Source organism: Streptomyces beigongshangae (assembly GCF_019710745.1).
In the GTDB taxonomy this organism is placed as follows: Bacteria; Actinomycetota; Actinomycetes; order Streptomycetales; family Streptomycetaceae; genus Streptomyces; species Streptomyces beigongshangae.
On record NZ_JAHKJW010000027.1, the window covers coordinates 65,112 to 82,169 of the forward strand.

General features: G+C 69.2%; 14 protein-coding genes and 2 CRISPR repeat arrays. All 14 genes read right to left on the minus strand.

Annotated features, from left to right (window positions below):
• Window positions 1–2: 2 nt before the first annotated feature.
• Window positions 3–1,373: direct repeats of the CRISPR family, unit length 29 nt; unit sequence GGGACCATCCCCGCGGGTGCGGGGAGCAC.
• Window positions 1,374–1,460: 87 nt separating this feature from the next.
• Window positions 1,461–1,808 (minus strand): type I-E CRISPR-associated endoribonuclease Cas2e, encoded by a 348-nt coding sequence (gene cas2e, locus KM933_RS21780; protein WP_221354699.1) that lies wholly within the window; start codon window positions 1,806–1,808, stop codon window positions 1,461–1,463.
• Entirely contained in the window at window positions 1,805–2,809 is a 1,005-nt protein-coding gene (gene cas1e, locus KM933_RS21785) for a type I-E CRISPR-associated endonuclease Cas1e (protein WP_221354701.1), read from the minus strand. Before cas1e ends, cas2e begins: the two co-directional genes overlap by 4 nt.
• A 4-nt stretch (window positions 2,810–2,813) precedes the next feature.
• Window positions 2,814–3,587 carry a type I-E CRISPR-associated protein Cas6/Cse3/CasE gene (gene cas6e / locus KM933_RS21790; protein ID WP_221354703.1) on the minus strand — a complete coding sequence of 258 codons (774 nt, stop codon included), beginning with the start codon at window positions 3,585–3,587 and terminating at the stop codon, window positions 2,814–2,816.
• Window positions 3,587–4,315 (minus strand): type I-E CRISPR-associated protein Cas5/CasD, encoded by a 729-nt coding sequence (cas5e, locus tag KM933_RS21795; protein WP_221354705.1) that lies wholly within the window; start codon window positions 4,313–4,315, stop codon window positions 3,587–3,589. The genes cas6e and cas5e overlap by 1 nt, the downstream gene beginning before the upstream one ends.
• Window positions 4,312–5,502 carry a type I-E CRISPR-associated protein Cas7/Cse4/CasC gene (gene cas7e, locus KM933_RS21800; RefSeq protein ID WP_221354707.1) on the minus strand — a complete coding sequence of 397 codons (1,191 nt, stop codon included), beginning with the start codon at window positions 5,500–5,502 and terminating at the stop codon, window positions 4,312–4,314. The genes cas5e and cas7e overlap by 4 nt, the downstream gene beginning before the upstream one ends.
• A gap of 44 nt (window positions 5,503–5,546) precedes the next feature.
• Entirely contained in the window at window positions 5,547–6,197 is a 651-nt protein-coding gene (gene casB / locus KM933_RS21805) for a type I-E CRISPR-associated protein Cse2/CasB (RefSeq protein ID WP_221354709.1), read from the minus strand.
• Window positions 6,194–7,879, minus strand: coding sequence for a type I-E CRISPR-associated protein Cse1/CasA (casA, locus tag KM933_RS21810; protein WP_221354710.1), 1,686 nt, complete (start codon window positions 7,877–7,879; stop codon window positions 6,194–6,196). The genes casB and casA overlap by 4 nt, the downstream gene beginning before the upstream one ends.
• Window positions 7,872–10,691, minus strand: coding sequence for a CRISPR-associated helicase Cas3' (gene cas3, locus KM933_RS21815; protein ID WP_260333945.1), 2,820 nt, complete (start codon window positions 10,689–10,691; stop codon window positions 7,872–7,874). Before cas3 ends, casA begins: the two co-directional genes overlap by 8 nt.
• A gap of 356 nt (window positions 10,692–11,047) precedes the next feature.
• A CRISPR array of direct repeats spans window positions 11,048–11,807; the repeat unit is 29 nt; unit sequence CTGCTCCCCGCACCCGCGGGGATGGTCCC.
• A gap of 145 nt (window positions 11,808–11,952) precedes the next feature.
• A complete protein-coding gene (locus tag KM933_RS21820) occupies window positions 11,953–12,399 on the minus strand; it encodes an NUDIX hydrolase (RefSeq protein ID WP_308013500.1) in 447 nt (148 codons plus the stop codon).
• 55 nt (window positions 12,400–12,454) lie between these two features.
• Complete coding sequence (locus tag KM933_RS21825; RefSeq protein WP_221354714.1) at window positions 12,455–13,066, minus strand: AAA family ATPase; 612 nt, start codon at window positions 13,064–13,066, stop codon at window positions 12,455–12,457.
• Window positions 12,988–13,848 (minus strand): hypothetical protein, encoded by an 861-nt coding sequence (locus KM933_RS21830; RefSeq protein WP_221354716.1) that lies wholly within the window; start codon window positions 13,846–13,848, stop codon window positions 12,988–12,990. Before KM933_RS21830 ends, KM933_RS21825 begins: the two co-directional genes overlap by 79 nt.
• A gap of 60 nt (window positions 13,849–13,908) precedes the next feature.
• Entirely contained in the window at window positions 13,909–14,706 is a 798-nt protein-coding gene (locus tag KM933_RS21835; RefSeq protein WP_221354718.1) for a hypothetical protein, read from the minus strand.
• 2 nt (window positions 14,707–14,708) lie between these two features.
• Window positions 14,709–15,704 carry a radical SAM protein gene (locus KM933_RS21840; protein WP_221354720.1) on the minus strand — a complete coding sequence of 332 codons (996 nt, stop codon included), beginning with the start codon at window positions 15,702–15,704 and terminating at the stop codon, window positions 14,709–14,711.
• A 567-nt stretch (window positions 15,705–16,271) separates the two neighbouring features.
• The gene (locus KM933_RS21845; protein WP_221354722.1) at window positions 16,272–17,042 is read right to left on the minus strand and encodes a transposase; all 771 of its coding nucleotides are present in this window, start codon (window positions 17,040–17,042) and stop codon (window positions 16,272–16,274) included.
• Window positions 17,043–17,058: the final 16 nt, after the last annotated feature.

The following is a 17,058-nucleotide window of genomic DNA, read 5'->3' on the forward strand; positions in this document are numbered from 1 at the left end:
CAGGGACCATCCCCGCGGGTGCGGGGAGCACCGGGCAGCCGCCAGTCCCCGCAGGTCAACATCGGGACCATCCCCGCGGGTGCGGGGAGCACACCAAGACGTACACGGCCACCGCGGCGTTGCGGGGACCATCCCCGCGGGTGCGGGGAGCACGTGATGCCCCACCGGTTCGTCCGCCGCCGGGCGGGACCATCCCCGCGGGTGCGGGGAGCACACCTGGGACAGGGTGGCGACACGCCTGGGGCGGGGACCATCCCCGCGGGTGCGGGGAGCACGTGATGCCCCACCGGTTCGTCCGCCGCCGGGCGGGACCATCCCCGCGGGTGCGGGGAGCACACCTGGGACAGGGTGGCGACACGCCTGGGGCGGGGACCATCCCCGCGGGTGCGGGGAGCACGCCACCGACTTCCGGTCGGTGTACGGCACGGAGGGACCATCCCCGCGGGTGCGGGGAGCACGTCGAGAGTGAGACGCCCCGCCGTGGTGACCAGGGACCATCCCCGCGGGTGCGGGGAGCACTGGTGCCTGGCCTCCGGCGCAGTCTTCGACACGGGACCATCCCCGCGGGTGCGGGGAGCACGACTTCCGGTTCTTCCAGCCGGAGATGTCGGTGGGACCATCCCCGCGGGTGCGGGGAGCACGGCGTGCCGTAGTTCTGGCTCCACAGGATGGTGGGACCATCCCCGCGGGTGCGGGGAGCACTTCACCATCGGAGCCCGCTCGGACACCAGATCGGGACCATCCCCGCGGGTGCGGGGAGTACGCCGATTCGAGGTCGGTCTCGTTCTCCCCGTGGGGACCATCCCCGCGGGTGCGGGGAGCACCCCGGCTCGCTGGGGGTGAACTCGCAGGCCCGGGGACCATCCCCGCGGGTGCGGGGAGCACGTGATCTGTGTCCTGGCCGGCTGCATGACGATGGGACCATCCCCACGGGTGCGGGGAGCACGCTCGTCTTGGCGATGAGAGCCCGCCCGAGCGGGGACCATCCCCGCGGGTGCGGGGAGCACCGAAGTAGCGAGTGAAGCCCTCTTGAGCCCTTGGGACCATCCCCGCGGGTGCGGGGAGCACTAGCTACCCAAGTTCCCGCAGTGCCCATTGATGGGACCATCCCCGCGGGTGCGGGGAGCACCCGGGCGGCTTCCTCGCGGGCCTGGATCTGCTGGGACCATCCCCGCGGGTGCGGGGAGCACCGTCCAACAAGTCCGAGGCTGAGCGGGCCCGCGGGACCATCCCCGCGGGTGCGGGGAGCACGGCTCCGGTGTCCTTGGTCAGTTCCGGGAGTGGGGACCATCCCCGCGGGTGCGGGGAGCACGACACCGTCCTCCTGCCCGAGTCCCTGGAGCGGGGACCATCCCCGCGGGTGCGGGGAGCACACTTGGTGACCTGCAGCTTCGTTACGGCAAGAGGCCCATTTTTAGTAGTTTCACAGAATCCGACATAACGCCCATTTCTACGCTTCCCTAACTTCCGTATCGACGTCGTTTGGACGCTTTGCTCCAGCCTTTTTTCGGCGCGGCCGAGCTGGGCGTGCTTTGGGCGTTCGGGCGGCGGATCAGGGTCAGTCCCTCGTGGTCGACCGGGTGCCAGGCGTGGTCGTGAGTTTGGAAGATGAAGCCCTGTTCGTTGTTGGCCGTGTGGGCCAGGAGGGCCCGACCCTGGTTGGCGTACTGCTGGACCTCGTCCCACAGCAGGTCGCGGATGCGGGCGGACGGGTTGCCGATGAAGACGCCAGCGGAGATTTCGAGCAGCCAGCGGGTGAGGAATCCCCGTAGGCCGGCGGGGCAGTTGGTGAGGACGATGACGGTCACCAGGTCGTCTCCGTATCGCCGTATCCCAGGTGCCCGCCGAACTCGTCCTGATCCTGGAAGTTGCCTGCGTAGTTGCGGCCTGCGGCGACTTTGTGATCGCCGTCGCTCTGGAGCGTGACGATGTCGCGGTCGTCCTCGCGGGCCGCGGCTGGCGACGCCTCGGGCAGTAGCAGGTGCTTGATGTCGTTCACGCAGCGGTCCAGCAGGGACAGTTCGTTGATACGGTCCCGCAGCGCCCGGCGGGTACGTGGACCGGTGTCCTCCTCGTCCTGTGCGGCGACATCGAAGGCTACGGGGGTGCCGATCTCGGTCTTGTACAGGTCGGCAATGTCCAAAACGAAGGACAGTTCGTGGCCGGAGTGCACGAATCCGAGGGCGGGGCTGCAGCCGAGGGAGGTCACGACGGCGTGGGCGATGCCGTACATGCACTGGGCGGCGGCGGTGATGGCCTGGTTGACCGGGTCGCCGCTGCCGAAGTCGCCGGGGGTGTAACGGCGGCCGCGCCAGGGGACACCGGTGCGGGCGGACTGGGTTCGGTAGCAGTCCTTGACCCGGCGGCCTTCGCGACCGAGGAGTTCTTGGCGGGTGAGGCCGGCGGGATCCTCGTCGGGGAAGCGCAGGCGGTACATGGCGCGGGCGACAGCGAGCCGGTTGCGGGTGTTGGCCCATTGCACGGCTTGGGCCTCGGCAAGGGCGGAGGAGCGGGTCAGGGCGCGGCCGCCGGCGTAGTAGCGCACGCCGTGTTCTCCCACCCAGCACACGGTGGCGCCGGTTTCTCCCAGGACGCTCATCGCCTGGTGGGTGATGCGGGTTCCGGGGCCCAGGAGGAGGGTGCCGATGGTCGCCGAGGGAATGTGGGTGGTGCCTTCGGCGTCCTCTGCGGTGATGGCGTTGGCGTCGCGGTGGACGGTGCAGCGTTCGAGGTAGATGAAGGACAGCCGCTTTGCGGTGCGGGTGAGCTGGCGGGGGCTGGCCGCGGGGCGTCGGGAGATGGTGGTCATCACGTCATCCGGTGGCGGGCGCGAGGGTGAGCAGGCCGCATCCGTAAGCCTTGGCCTTGCCGATGCCTTGGGTCAGAGTTCGGCGCATGAGTTGGGGGTCGGTGACTTCGAGCTGGCCGTCGAAGGTGACGGTGACGAGACTGATCGGCTGTTTGGGACGGCCGCCTGTGGGGGGGCGGGTCTTGTCGAAGGCGAGGGCCCGCTTGTCGTTGACGGTGAGGTGGTAGCGGTCGCCGTGGTGGGCGTGTCCGTGGTGGGTGGTGCCGTCCGGCAGGAGGCGCTGGTTGTCAGGTTTTTGCGTGATGCGGAAACCGCAGCGTTCCTGGCGCTTCAGTAGCCAGCTCATCTGGTGGACGGGGGTGATGTGGGCGGTGCGTTTGGTGGGTTCGTCGTCCTTGCGGCGGATGTGGTGCACGGGGTTCGCGGTCAGCCGGAACGCCCACTGGTCACCGGCGGCGAGCCGGTCCAGGAACGGGGTGTAGGGGCGGCTGTGCCAGCCTGGTGAGGCGGGATCGGAGGCGGCTGCTGCGGGCCATCCGGCTTGTTCGACCAGGTGGGTCAGGTCGGGCTGGTGAGGGCTGACGAGGTAGAGCATGACCTCGGCCCGTGCGGTGCGGTCCAGGCGCCACAGCACGCGCGGTGCGTCGGGTGCGGGTGTGTCGGTGGGCAGCAGTGTGGGGAAGGACGACATCACGGCCGCGTGCATGGCCTGTGGGGAGGACAGCAGGCGGCGGGCGCCGGGGCGCGCGGTGTTCACGCGGAAGCGGGTGAGGAACATCAGGCGCTCTTCTCCTCGTCCAGGGCATCGAAGGGGTCGTGACGGACCGGCTGCGGCCGGGCGAAGGGGTTGCGGACGCGGACGCGGTCGGTGACGACGGTGCGCAAGGCGTGGCGGCGGTGGGCCGCGGAGAAACTGAGCGGCTGGTCGCGCAGGGTGTCGGCGGCGCCCGTATCGCTGGGGTCGGCTTCGCGCAGGACGGTCAGTTCGATCTCGGCCAGGTCGCGGTGCGGGCGGGTATGCCAGGGGGAGGCCCGCCACGGCAGTGCACGCAGCGCGTCCATCACGCTGGCGTCGTCGCTCAGGCCGATCTCGACGGGAGCGGACGGCGGGCAGGAGCGGCGGCCCAGGAACGGCAGGTAGACCGGGTTTTGCAGTGCGGCGTGCAGCTGGGCGAGGAGGGCGTGGTCGCCTTCGAGAGCAGCGACGAAGACGGCGTCGGCGAGATAGAAGCGTTCGGACAGGGGCATGGACTTGCCGGTGACCGCGTGGTGGGCGGTGTGGAAGTCCCGTACACGGGTGCCGGGCTGGTCGATGCGTACGCCGAAGTGCAGTGCGGTCAGGGGTTCGAGACGGGCATCGTCGCCGCGTTCGATACCGGCGGCCGCGGCGAGCATGCCGATGACGCCGCTCTTGGTGGGAGCGGACTCGGTGGTGCGGCGCGCGAAGCGGGCGGTGGCCCCCCAGGACTGCAGGGGTCCGGCGAGCTGGAGGGTGAGCACGCTCATGCGGGCTTCTCCAGGCGCTCGGCGACGGCTTTGCCGACAGCGGCGACGAGTTCCTCCAGGCGGCCCGCCTCGGTGCCGATCCCGGCCAGCGGCGTGGTGTTGGAGCCCACCCGCAGCACCCAGGTGGGGGCGCCCTTCTCCCCGTAGGCGCGCTCGATGTCGGGGATGTACGCGGCCAGACGCTCGGCCGCCTGACGGACGTGCCCACCCTGCTCTGCGCGTACGGGCTCTTCGAAAGCGGAGACGAAGCTGACCGGCCGGGTGGTGCGCAGCGTGACGATCACGGCGTCGGGCAGTGTGTGGTGCCCGAATGTGTTGATCTTCCCGGTGGGCAGGGAGGCGATGAATGCGTGGACGAAGGCTTCCACGGCCCGGCGGACCGGCTCGGTGAGCGGCTCGTCCTCGCGCAGGCCCTGGCCGAGGGTGGCGGCGAGCTGGTGCACGCCAAGGGCCGCGTAGCGGTAAAGGGTTGCGGAGTTGAAGTCGACGGTGCCGATCATGCCGGCGCCGGTCTCCTCGTCGGTGTTCTCGTCGTCGACGGCCGTGTAGTAGTCGGACTCGTTCTCCACGCGGTGGACGCTGATGGCGTGGGCGACCTGGACGGCAGCATCGACGTTGATGTCCGCGACGTCGGCGACCATGCGCCCGAACAAGGCGATGTCGACGGAGTGACGGGTGTCGGCGATCTCCTTGGCCCGGTCCTTGTTCTTCTTGTCCTTCAAGAAGGCCGTGATGTCCGCAGCGCCCTCGACGGCCAGGCGGGCCAGGCCGTCCAGCTGACGGGAGCTGAGGAAGACCAGGTACTTCGCCTCCGGGGCGGGCGCGGGCTCTCCCTCCTTGGCCTGGTCGGCCTTTCGCTTGGGCACTTCCGTTTTCAGACCGGCGGCCTTGACTGCCTCATCCGCGAGCTGCAGCGCCGCCTCATCCTGCACGGACGGGTCCAGGGCGGTGATCCGGCCGGCGACCGCTTCCACGATCTTCTTGGTACGCACTCCGAGCTCGCTGGGGTCCAGCAGCTGCTCGTCACGGAAGTAGGTGCGGGTGGCACGCTTCCACGCCTGGCTGGAGACCCGGGCACGCGGCACTCCCCCGTACACGGCGCTCTTCGGTGCGCCGGTGTCGTCGCGGTTGAGGTTGCTGGGCGGCACGGTCTGCAGGGCGTGCACGTCGAGGAAGATGCGGTTCACGAGGCGTCCTTGTCGAAGTCCGTGGTATGGGTGACGGTGTCGGCTTACTGGCCTGAGCCGGAAGGCAGTTCGGTGGCAGCGGGTTTGTCGTGCCAGGCGTGAAAGGAACGGCCCCACTCGCGGCGGACCGTGTCCGCTCCGCCGGGCCACTGCCAGGTGTAGAGCTGCCCGGCGAGCAGGCCGTAGTCCAGGGCGATGTCCTGGCGGCGCAGCAGGACGACGATGTCGCGCAGCCGCTGGGACAGGGCTGTGAGGTCGGCAGCCGTGCCGGCGCGGATCAGACGCTTGCGCAGAGGTTCGTCGATCTCCCCGGGTTTCATCATCTGCCGCACCGCAGCGCCGAGCCCGCGGCTCTTGCCCGGCTGATCGCCCTGGTGCATGCCCTGCGGGCGGGACTGCTGGTGCAGCGCCCACAGGGTGAACGCCACGTGCAAAGCGTCCTCGGCGCGCACCAGTTCGTGTTCGCTCATGGGCCGGGCGCCGGCAGGGGGTTCGTGCAGGGGGCCGAGGTCGATCAGATCCCACAGGTCGGGCAGTTGCCCGGCCTCACGGCCCGCACCACGGCGCAGCCTGGCCAGAGCGGCTACCGCCTGGGACTGATCGGCGAGATAGCCGCGCTGCCATTGCCCGATACAAGTAGCAGCGAGACGGGCGATCTGCTTGCGAGGGGTGGCCAGTACGGTGTCGGTGCTCATGCGGGTGCCTTCGGTGTGCTGTCGGGCGCCGGGACCGAATCCGGCGAATTGTCGGAAGAACCGGCCTGCCCCAGACCCTTGCGCAGAGCGGAGCGGAACCACTTGCCGGCAAGCGCGGAGTTGAGCCACTCGGCGCCCTTCTTCACGGCGACGACCCTGCCCTGCCAGGCCCCGTCACCTGCCTGCGCCATGAGCCGCTCCCCGAGAGCGTCGATGAGCGTGTACACCTGCCGCTGCCACTGGGTACGCCGCGGGTAGGGGTCATCGGCCTCGGCCAGATGCGCCAGCCAGGAACGGTAAGGGGACTCCAAGAGCCCGTAGGCGAGGTCACGCGCCGTGGCACGCGGCCCTTCGGTCTCGGTACCGGCAGCCCGGGCGAGGTTCGTGGCAAGGTCCCCCAGGGCGTTGACCGCGAGATCGGCGTCACCAACGGCTGCGATGGCCTGCTCGGCGTAACGCCTGTCGTGCTGGTGCAGCAGCACAACGGCCATGGAGACCTGGTCGTCGACGATCTCGTCGATGACCGACTGCTGCGTTCCGTACTTCGCACCGATCAGACGGGCCCGGATGAAAAACCCGCGCTCCAGTTCCCCTTCGGTCACCAGGCGGGCCACCCACTCCAGGACCGCCGGCTGGCGAAAGGCGGGCGCCTCCGCCGAGGAGGAGGCGACAGGCTGACTGGCGACCAGAGAGGCGATGCCCCGCCAGGCGGAACGCTCCGGGACGTGCTCGCGGGGCAGGTAAACGGGCGAGGTGCGCAGCTTCTTCTCCTGCGCCTGGCTGCGCCGCCAGGCCGTCATCGGCTCGCGGTGCTGCCGGTTGCGCGCGCTGAGCGGATCCCCGTAACCAAGGACCACGCCGTGCACACCCGTGGCGTCGAAATGCAGGCGCAACCGCCGCGTCTGCCACGTGTACAGATCCCGCACGCCGGTAGGCGCACGCTCGGCGCCACCGGGGCCGCACGGCGGCCTGCGCCACGCGGGAGCATCATCGCCATCAATCTGCGTATCGCCGGTGTCGGCGGCCACCAGATTCAGCAGCAACGTCTCACGCAAGGTGGCGCCTTCGACGAAGACGCCACCGAGGTTGCCGGCCCAGCCGACCCCCAGCGGATACACCTTGCCGCCCTTGGCCCGTGCATCACCCTCCACGCCGGTCTTGATGCCGGAGGTGTCGTAGGCATGCGCGTGGACGACCCACCGGGCAGCCTCGGCGAACGTGAGCCGGTCCACGGTCGGCAACCGGGCGCTGAAGAACGGCTCGTTGTTGGGCACATCGGCCACGATCCGGTTCAGGGAGAACACCTCACCCTTCGCCGTCTGCAGTCCTGCCGTCTGAAAGAACGGCACCTGGCCATCCAGCAGATCAAACCGCTCACGGTTGACGTCAAGGTAGGAATCCACCGCGGCGAAGCACTGCGGCTCCTCCCACAGCTGCGCCCAGCCGTCGATGTCCTGCGGCCCCTCCAGTGCGTCGTGAGCAACGGCCAGCAAAAGACGCACCAGAGCAAACTCCTGCGTCGGCAAATCCCCGGCGATCCGCCGCAGATCACCGGCCTGCTCGAACACCTCGCGCAGCGACAGCTCATCCGCACGGCCGTTGCTGCGCAGGACCGGGATCCACGGCTGATCGGTCAGATCGAAAGACAGTGCGCCACCATTGTGAGGATCGTTCTCAGGCACGGGTCACCTCAAGGCCGTCGCTGGGGTCGTAACGCAGACGGAAGCCTGCCAGGTGGGTCTGACAGTGCTCATCGAGCGCGAGAATGAGCTGACCGGCGAGCCAGTGGCTGTCTTTCGTCTGCCAGGCAGGCACGTACAGCTCTTCGAGTTCGGTGATCGCCTGGTCCATGACGGCGCCGTAGGTGAACTGGATCGGCAGCCGCAGTCCGCACGCGGCAGCCGTGCGTGCAGCCAGAGCGGTCGGCACCTGGTCGGTGGGCAGGGGAAGTCCGGCGCGTGGGCGTCCTTTACGGTCCGGCGTCAGCCACGGAACCGTCGCCAGACTCCCGTCGGAGCGCCGCTGGACGACGACGACCTCCACGCTGTTGCGGCTGTCGCGTACCTGCGCCCGGCCCCGCTGGGTGTCGTCCGCATCCCCGACGCCGGCAGCGAGCCAGCCGAACAACGGCCGCCCGGGCCGCCCGACGGCACCGAGCCGGAAGGTGGCCGCTCGTTCGGCCTGGTCCGCACGGTGAGCGTCGTGGCCTGCCCGAGCCGCCTCCAACGCCTGAGCCCATCCGGCCGGAGGGTCTGTGTCATCGGTGTAGGCATGCTGCACCAGTGGGCTGATATCAGCCGGCAGCCGCACCGGCCGCTGCGGGCTGCCATCGAGATGGGGTAACAGTGCGGCAGCCGAACGCAGCAGCAGATGTGCTCCATACACCGTGGTCGAACCGCGCACGGGTGTGGGAACGCTCGCCGTCCAGTCGACACCGGTGACCAGACAGCGGGCCGTGCGCAGCCGCGCGGGGCGCTCGGACTGCTGCTCGCCGCCCCGCAGGTGACGATGGAGACGACCCATTCGCTGCAACAGCAGGTCGATTGGGGCGAGATCCGTGACGAGCAGGTCGAAGTCCACATCCAGGGACTGTTCCGCCACCTGGCTGGCCACGACGATATGCGCACCCTTCGGGCGGTCGGTGGTCTTCCCCGGTGGCCCGAAGCGAGTGAGCAGGCCCTCGTCCACGGCGACACGGTCCAGGTCGACGAAGCAGGAGTGCGCCACGCTCACGTTGTCCTCGCCAAACCGTCGGCGCAGCACACTGGCGGTCTCCAGCACACGGCGCACCGTGTTGCGCACCACCAGGACGCAGCCACCGTCGACGAGTTCGCTCTCCAGACGGTCAGCCAGGACCTCAAAGCCGTCCTCCAGACGCTCCAGTACGACGTCCGTGCCGCGCCCGGAAGCATCCGGACAGCGCCATTGCGGAGATCCGCCGGGCGCGACGGCCGTCAGCAGGGGATAGTCACGCGCGGCGGCAACAGCATCGAAGCCAGCCGTGCTCTCACGAGTTCTGCGCCCGGCATACGCCTCGATGAGCTCGCGCCGGCGGCCGGCGGGCAACGTCGCCGACAGCACCACCACCGGCACCCGGTAGGCGCCCAGCCAGGACAGCACCCGGTCGAGGTAGACACTCATGTACGTGTCATAGGCGTGCGCCTCGTCGATGACGATGACCTTGCCCGCCAGCGCGAGGTGACGCAGCGCCAGGTGCCGGCTTTTCAACCCGGCGAACAGAAGCTGGTCGATCGTGCCGGCGACGAACGACGACAGCATGGCCTTCTTGCGTCCGCGCAGCCAGGCATGGGCGACGAGCTCGGCGGGCGCCCGCCCGGCACCGCTCGAAAGCCGCGGCTGCCGCCCGCCACCCTCCTCGCCGTCGAGATCGACCGCACGGACCTGCTGGCCCTGGCCCATCAGGTCGGTGAAGTCCTCGTTCAGCGCGGCCTTGGAGTGCGCCAGATGCACCGAGTGGCGCGCGCCTTCGGGCGAGGGCAGTTGATCGAGCCAGCGCAGCAGACGCGGGAACATCGCGTTGCCGGTGGCCATTGTCGGCAAGGCGAAGAACACGCCCCCTGCTCCCGAGCGCGCGGCGAGGATCTCGACGGCGGCCAGCGCGGCCTCCGTCTTGCCCTCCCCCATCGGCGCCTCGATCACCATCAGGCCCGGCTCGTCCATCGTCCGGGCCAGCTCGACCGCCGCCGCCTGCACCGGCCTCACCGTTGCCCCGGGCGGCAGCGCGAAACGCGAGGCGAACAGCTTCTGCACGTCCCCGACCGGCTCCTGCGGGCACCACGGCCCCGGCAGGTCCAGGCCCTGCCATGCCGCGGCGATCCGCTCCGGGCCCGTACGGGCAACGTCTTGGGGAAAATAGGGAAACAGCTCGGAGTTGCTGGCGATCCAGTCGGCGACGATGACCACAGCGGTCAGCAGTACCTGCACCGGCTGCGGCAGCTTCACCCCCCGCCAGGCATCCAGCCGTTCCCGGACATCGAACTCGTCCGCGCACGCATCCAGCAGCTCCTGCTGCACACGCTCCCACACCGCCCGGCTCGGCCCCGGTGTCCGAAGCAGCTCAGGACGGGAATCCACCGCGGTGATCTGCCCAGGCTCGGGCGGAACACCATGATGCCCACCGATCGGCACCGTGAACTGCCCGGCCTCCTTGACCGACCAACCGTGCCGCTGCTCCAGCCACTCACCCAGCAACGCCTGACCTGCCAGCGCATGCGGTGCCAGCCGCCGGTCAGCGCCCATCGTCTCCCGCGAACGCATCTCCAGCCTGCGGTCCCGCATCCGCTGCGCCAACGTCTCGACCTGGCAGGCGAACGCCGGCGTCGCCTTCCCGACGTCGTGCACCCCTGCCAGCCACACCACCAGCCGACGCGCATCCGCCTGGTCCCCGGGCAGTACGTCGGCGATCAGCCTGCGCACAGCGTGGGGCAGCCACTCGTCCCACAACCGCCCGGCCACCGCGGCGCTGTCCTCCATGTGCCGCCACAACGGCAGCCATCCGTCCGAGTCCCGGTCGTGCTTGGCCCACACACTCAGCACCGGTCCGCTGAGCCTCGCGCGCAACCCGGCAGATCCCTCTCCCCTGTACGTCACATCAGATCAATACATGCAAAAAGCAGCTCGTGAAGCCAAGAACGAAAAAACTGCGAAACTCGACGCCGGATGCCCTACGCAGCAGCAACCCCTCAGAACGAGCCATAGAGTTGGGCCTCTGAGCCAACAAACCACCAGTACGCAGAACGTGGGGAAAGTGCAAAATGATCGGTTTGCCGGAATCAATGAAAGTCATTGAAAACCTGCTCTCGCCATCGTGAAACAGCAGGTCAGGCAGTCTGCTCCCCGCACCCGCGGGGATGGTCCGCAGTCGCGTACGACTGACCCGCCCGCCGCCTACTGCTCCCCGCACCCGCGGGGATGGTCCCTCCGGAGAATCCCCAACCGTAGGCGCGGGCCACTGCTCCCCGCACCCGCGGGGATGGTCCCCGTGCGGAGGTGTTGGTGGACAGCGCGAGGCCCTGCTCCCCGCACCCGCGGGGATGGTCCCAGCAACGAGGACTGACCGGAGCCCGCCATGAACTGCTCCCCGCACCCGCGGGGATGGTCCCTCCGCGCTGATGACCTTGCAGCCCAGAAACGTCTGCTCCCCGCACCCGCGGGGATGGTCCTGGGCACCGAAGTGCCCGGCACCCTGCTGCGCCTGCTCCCCGCACCCGCGGGGATGGTCCCTCGGCCTCGTCGTAGACGTAGCCGCAGGCGGTCTGCTCCCCGCACCCGCGGGGATGGTCCCTACACGCCGCTCATCGTGCGCCGTGACCCGGCCTGCTCCCCGCACCCGCGGGGATGGTCCCGTTCCTGGAGGCCGTGGAGCTGTTCCTCGGTCCTGCTCTCCGCACCTGCGGGGATGGTCCCGGGGTGCTGCACCTGCCCAACCGTGAGCCGGTCTGCTCCCCGCACCCGCGGGGATGGTCCCGCACCCCGGACCGGCCCACACCGACCGGTGGTCTGCTCCCCGCACCCGCAGGGATGGTCCCTAGCTGACGCTAGTTCGATAGTGGCCGGGAAACTGCTCCCCGCACCCGCGGGGATGGTCCCACACACTGCGAGGCGTTGATGTCGGCCCGCTGTCCGGCCACTGCGTCTTGGCAGCGACCGGCTCCGTACTCGCCTCCTGCTCGATGCGCCGTCAGCTCTCCATCGCAACGCCGTCAACCATGGTCATGTATCCGGTGATTCGGGCTTACTCGGACTTCTCCCAGCCGTGTACGGAGAACGGCTCGCCCTTGAGGTAGTGGGCGATCCCGAGAGCGTTGTAGGGGACGGTGGTGTCGGGAAGGTGGTCGGCGGGGTGCCAGGACAGGCCCGCGCATTTGTGCGGCTCCATGTTCCGCGGCTCGCCCTTCCAGTGCCGGGCGGCGAAGAACCAGCCGACCCGGGGTTCCCCCTCTGGGTTGCGGAAGTGCATGACGTGCACGATGCGCAGGGCCTCCCGCTCGACGGCGATGCCGATCTCCTCGAGCGTCTCGCGGATTACGGCGTCGAACACGTTTTCGTCGGGGTCGAGCTTCCCGGAGGGGAGGTTCAGTTGCCCGTCGGCGTAGCCGGTGTCCTGCCGCTCGGCAAGGCACACGGCGCCGTCGCGCTCGAGGATGAGCATTACGTCGTTCACGGGGAGCTGCGGGGCCACGGTGCTTAGTCCTCCGGCCGGTGGGGCGTCTGCCGGTAGGGGACTTTAGTCGGAATCAGGCTGCCAGTAGCCCCATGTTCCCAATGCGCTCCATGGTCCACTGGACACGCTGGGCGACCGTCAGGCCTGTGGGCATCTCCAGTATCTGCACGCCCGGCATGGTGCATGCTTCGTGGATGGCGGTGTCGGATTTGTCCTGGAGGGTGAGGACCTTCTCTCGCATGCGGTCGCCGCCGGCCTTCTGGTCGTAGCGGTCCCGGCAGTACACGATCGCGTCGTAGGCGAGGGGCATCCATGCCTGGCACAGCGCCTCGGCCGCGGCCAGAACCTCGGCGGTGCCGGGCTCGGCGGGGTCGAGGACCAGGCCGGCCAGGGCCAGGACGTTCGCGGGGGTTTTGTCTGTGATGAGGACCTGGTGGTGGCGGGCGGCGCGCAGGGGCACGGTGAGGTGCTGGGCAAGCAGGTCCACCTCGGCGACCAGGTCGAAGTTCCCCTCACCGTGCAGCACGATGTCCTCCATGAAGGGGCTGGTGCGGGCGGGCTCACCGGTGCACGCGACGTTGACGCCCTGCTCGCGGAGGTGGGCGGTCAGCGCGTGGACGTAGGTGGTTTTGCCTGTGGCCTGGGTGCCTTCGACGGCGATAACGCGGCATCCTCGGACGGGCACGGGTCCTCCAGGAGGTTGGTGAAGACAGGGTTTTCGAGCCAGCCCCAGGCGCCTTTTGCGCCCTCGGCGATGAGACGGTTCACGTTCAGGCCGTCGTCGGCCCACCTGCCCAGTCCGGCGGCGTGGGCGGCGACGTAGGCGGTGGAGAGGGAGTGCCGGAGGTTCAGGACGCTGACGCGTTCTCTGCCCTCGTCGTTGCCGTCCTCGACCCATCGGCGGTGCCAGGCGGGCATCGTCACCTTGAGGAGCTCGGGCTGGGTGACGTCGAGGCCGAGTTCGTTGCACACGTCGACCAGGCGGCGGGACTTGCCCGTGAGGAGGTGGCCGGCGTCGAAGCGGGTGTCGACGTAGTGGCTCTCGTCCGGGTCTGCGTCGCGCCGGGCCTTCCACTGCGCACGCGCTGCCTGCAGGCGGGGGACGGCATCCGTGGGGGCGTTCGCCTCCAGGACGGCCAGGTCGCTGCAGAACTGGTGTCCGGTGACGATCCGGGACGTCTCCGCGGCCGCGGCCACGGTCGCCGCGGCGGTGCGGATCAGCTCGTCCATCTCGCCGGGCTCCTGGACGTACACGCTCGTCCACTCGAACGCCACATCCGCCAGGTCCGGCTGGCCATGGGCGGGAAGGTCGAGCCACGCGACGCTGTAGCAGAAGGGGCGTTGTCCGTTCTTGATCCTGTAGTTCTTCGTCCACTCGACGTCGATGGACGCGATCCGCACGGCCCCGGTGCGCAGCGGCGGCGGCTGCAGGGACCGTGCGGTGGGCGCACTGCTCTTGATGATCATGTGGTGTGTTCCTGCCGTAGGACGACGGGCCGCGCCCGGTGCACGCGGCCCCGCCGGACGCTACTCGCTGACGGACGGCGCCACGCCAGAGAACAAAGGAGGAGCCACCTCCCAGGCGACGGCCCCGACGAACTCGGTGATACTCAGCGGCTCCCGCCACACCAGCCGCCCGGCGTGCTTGCCGCCGAGGAGCGCGGTGGAGACGGCCGAGGCCAGCACGCTCGCCGCGAGGATGCCGGGGGAACAGTCCCCCCACCGCTCGTCGACGAGCGCCTCACAGGCGAGTTGCGCACCTTCCTGCTGGGCGGCGCGGGTGAACTCCTTCATCGGCACCAGGCCGTGCGCGAGGGCGGTGTCGCTGACGTGCCCGGCCGCAGGGCCCAGGTCGTGGCTGCAGTCCACGAGCCGGGCGGTCGACCGCTCGTGCACGGCACGGTCGCCGCAGGCCTGGGCCACGGCGGCGATACCCGCGTGCCGGGGCGCCCCCTCGCGGCGGGGCAGCTGTTGCAGGACGTACAGGTCGTCGGCCGCATTGTGCCAGGCGATCACCTCCGCCTCCCGGCGTCCCTGCACGAGGGCGTCGTCGACGACCTTGATGATCTGGTCGTTCTCGCCGATCGACTCCGGGACGACGACGCGGTACCCGAACTGGGCCAGCGGCGCGCAGACCGTGCGGGGCCGGGCGCGGTGCACGGGGATCACCACGAGGCCGGCCGCCATGATGACGGGCGGCTCGTCGGCGCCCGCGTCGCCCCACAGCAGCGACATCGCGGCAAGCCACTTCGTCGGCCGTCGCCACGGATCGGTGACGGACCCGAACGGGGTGTCCGGACGCAGGAGGTTGGTGTAGGACCGCATGGTCACTTCTTCCCGGTGAGCGCGCCCTGAGCGGTGGTGAGGATCGACTTTCCTACGTACTTGGACAGATGCTGCACCTTGAAGCGGTACCGCTTCCAGATCTCGGTGATCGGCTCCTCGAGGACGTTGCCCAGGTCCTCCCACAGATCCTTCGCGTCGTATACCGGCCACGCGCGTGCGGTGCCGTTCGGCTCGATGACGATCATGTGGCCCTCGTTCTCGGGGGTCCACGTCGTCATCCGCAGCGCGGGTGACCACTGCAGTTCCGCGGCCTTCTCCTCAAGGCGCGAGAACGCGGCCAGGGCCTCGTCCTGGGTGATGAACTCCAGCTCCGGCAGGCCCAGCGCGTTGCCCTTGCGCAGGGGCAGGATCAGCTTCACCTTGCTGGCGCCGATAACGTCGCCAATCTGGGCGGTGAACGGGAGGGCCGTCAGGCTCGAGCGGTAGACGACGGCCGACATCGCGAGCGGGATGCCATGCTCCTGGAAAACCCGCACGCCGGCCATGATGGCGTCGTAGTCACCGCGCATGCGGGTCGTGACCGCACGCGGGCCCTCAAGTCCGACGTTGACGTACGCGACCTTGCCGACCATGCGGGAAGCGTGGAGCTCGGCGTACACGGCGTTCGTGGGCACGGCCACGATGTGCCCACCGCCGTGGTAAAGGTCAACGACATCGCCGAAGTCACGGCGGAACAGCGGCTCCCCGCCAGAAAGGAACACACGGTTCACGCCACTGAGGTTGTCCCGGATGACGGCGAGCTGCTCGATGGAAGGGTCGGGCATCTGCAGGGTCTCGGAGCAGAAACCACAGTCCAGGTTGCAGCGCTTGGTGACCTGAAGGATCACTGAAAGCGGGTGCTGGAGAGTCGCGGCGACCTGGTTGAGATCGGCCCCCGAGCCGATCGTGAAGTGCTGGCCGTTGAACGCGTAGCCGACACCTCCGCCGATCTCCGTGCGCTGCCGCTGAGGAACGGCTGGGATTCCGAGGTTGGTCATATCCACTTTCCTCTCTGCCTGCGGATCCGGAAGTGGTGCGTGCCCTGACGCGGGCCTTGCAGGGAGACGAACCGGCCACTGCCCCATGCCGGGGCTCGGGGAAACGCGATAGGCCGCGCCCCATGAGACCGGGCCGGTTGGAGCCCGCGCGGCGGCCCGCGCAGCCGCCGCACCTCGACCTACGGGGTGGTTTGCTCCGCTTTCACGCGAGGACCGCTGGGTGCACCCGCGCCTCGATCGACCAATCACATTGTCTTCGAATTTTGAACCCTGCTGCTGCAGTTGAGACAATCAGGTTGCGGACTGTGCGGGGGTCTCGGTAGGGCCTGGACGAGAGGCCAGCCCTTACAAACTCTCCCGCGCAAAGTCCAGTACGCCACTCGGCAACGCGGATCTCGCCGAAGTAGGCGTGCAGCCTTCCAGCGCTGTAGTTGCTGCACGGCCGTGTAGGCAGCCCTGTCGTCCGGCCAGGCGCCGTGGGAGCGACAGATTTCCCCGGCTAAGCGCTGTCCCGTAATGATCAGCAGTGAGTCTGGGATGCGGTCCCGTGCGGTGCGGGCCGCTGCTTCATCCGGCGAGAGTGAGGTTGTGCAGGCGGGCGATGCCGAGCATGGCGTGATGAACGCCGTCGCCCTTCAATCGGTAGTCGCGGAGAATCTTCCAGCTCTTCATGCGGGCGAAGGTGTGCTCGACGCGGGCACGGGCCTTGCGGTGTGAGTGGTTGTGCTCCTCTTTCCAGGCCGGGAGTTCGGCCTGGCCGGGTTCGTGGCGGTGTGGGATCACCAGGCCGGTGCCGCGGTAGCCGCCGTCAGCGATCACTGTGGTGTTGCCGACGGCTGCCTTCGCTCCGGACAACTCCCATGCCGTGCAGTCGTTGCGGTTGCCGGGCAGGGGCCGGCCAACTGCGACGACCAGTCGCGTGTCGGCGTCGATGACGACCTGGTGGTTGGTGGAGTACCGGTAGTTTTTCGACTGTGCGGCCACCGCGTGGTCACGTGTGGGGACCAAGGTGCCGTCCACGATGAGCACGGTGTCCTTGCGGAATCGTTGGCGTGGCCGCAGCGCGAGCAGGGGTGCGAGGCAGTTGATGATGCGGTCGGCCGCAGACTTCGAGATTCCGAACAGCGGCGCGAGCTGGCGCAGCGCCAAGTTCGTCCGCCCGTACGCCGCGACCAGCAGGACGCGGTCCTCCAGGGGCAGGCCCCACGGTCGGCCTCGGCGGACCGTGTCCGCTCCTTCGCGGCGCAGGGCGGTAACCAACTTGCCGAAGCAGCACGGGCTCAGCCCGGTGAACGGACCTATCCAGGACGGCTGTGACGCCGTGATCACACCAGCCACGGATTGATCTTTTCAC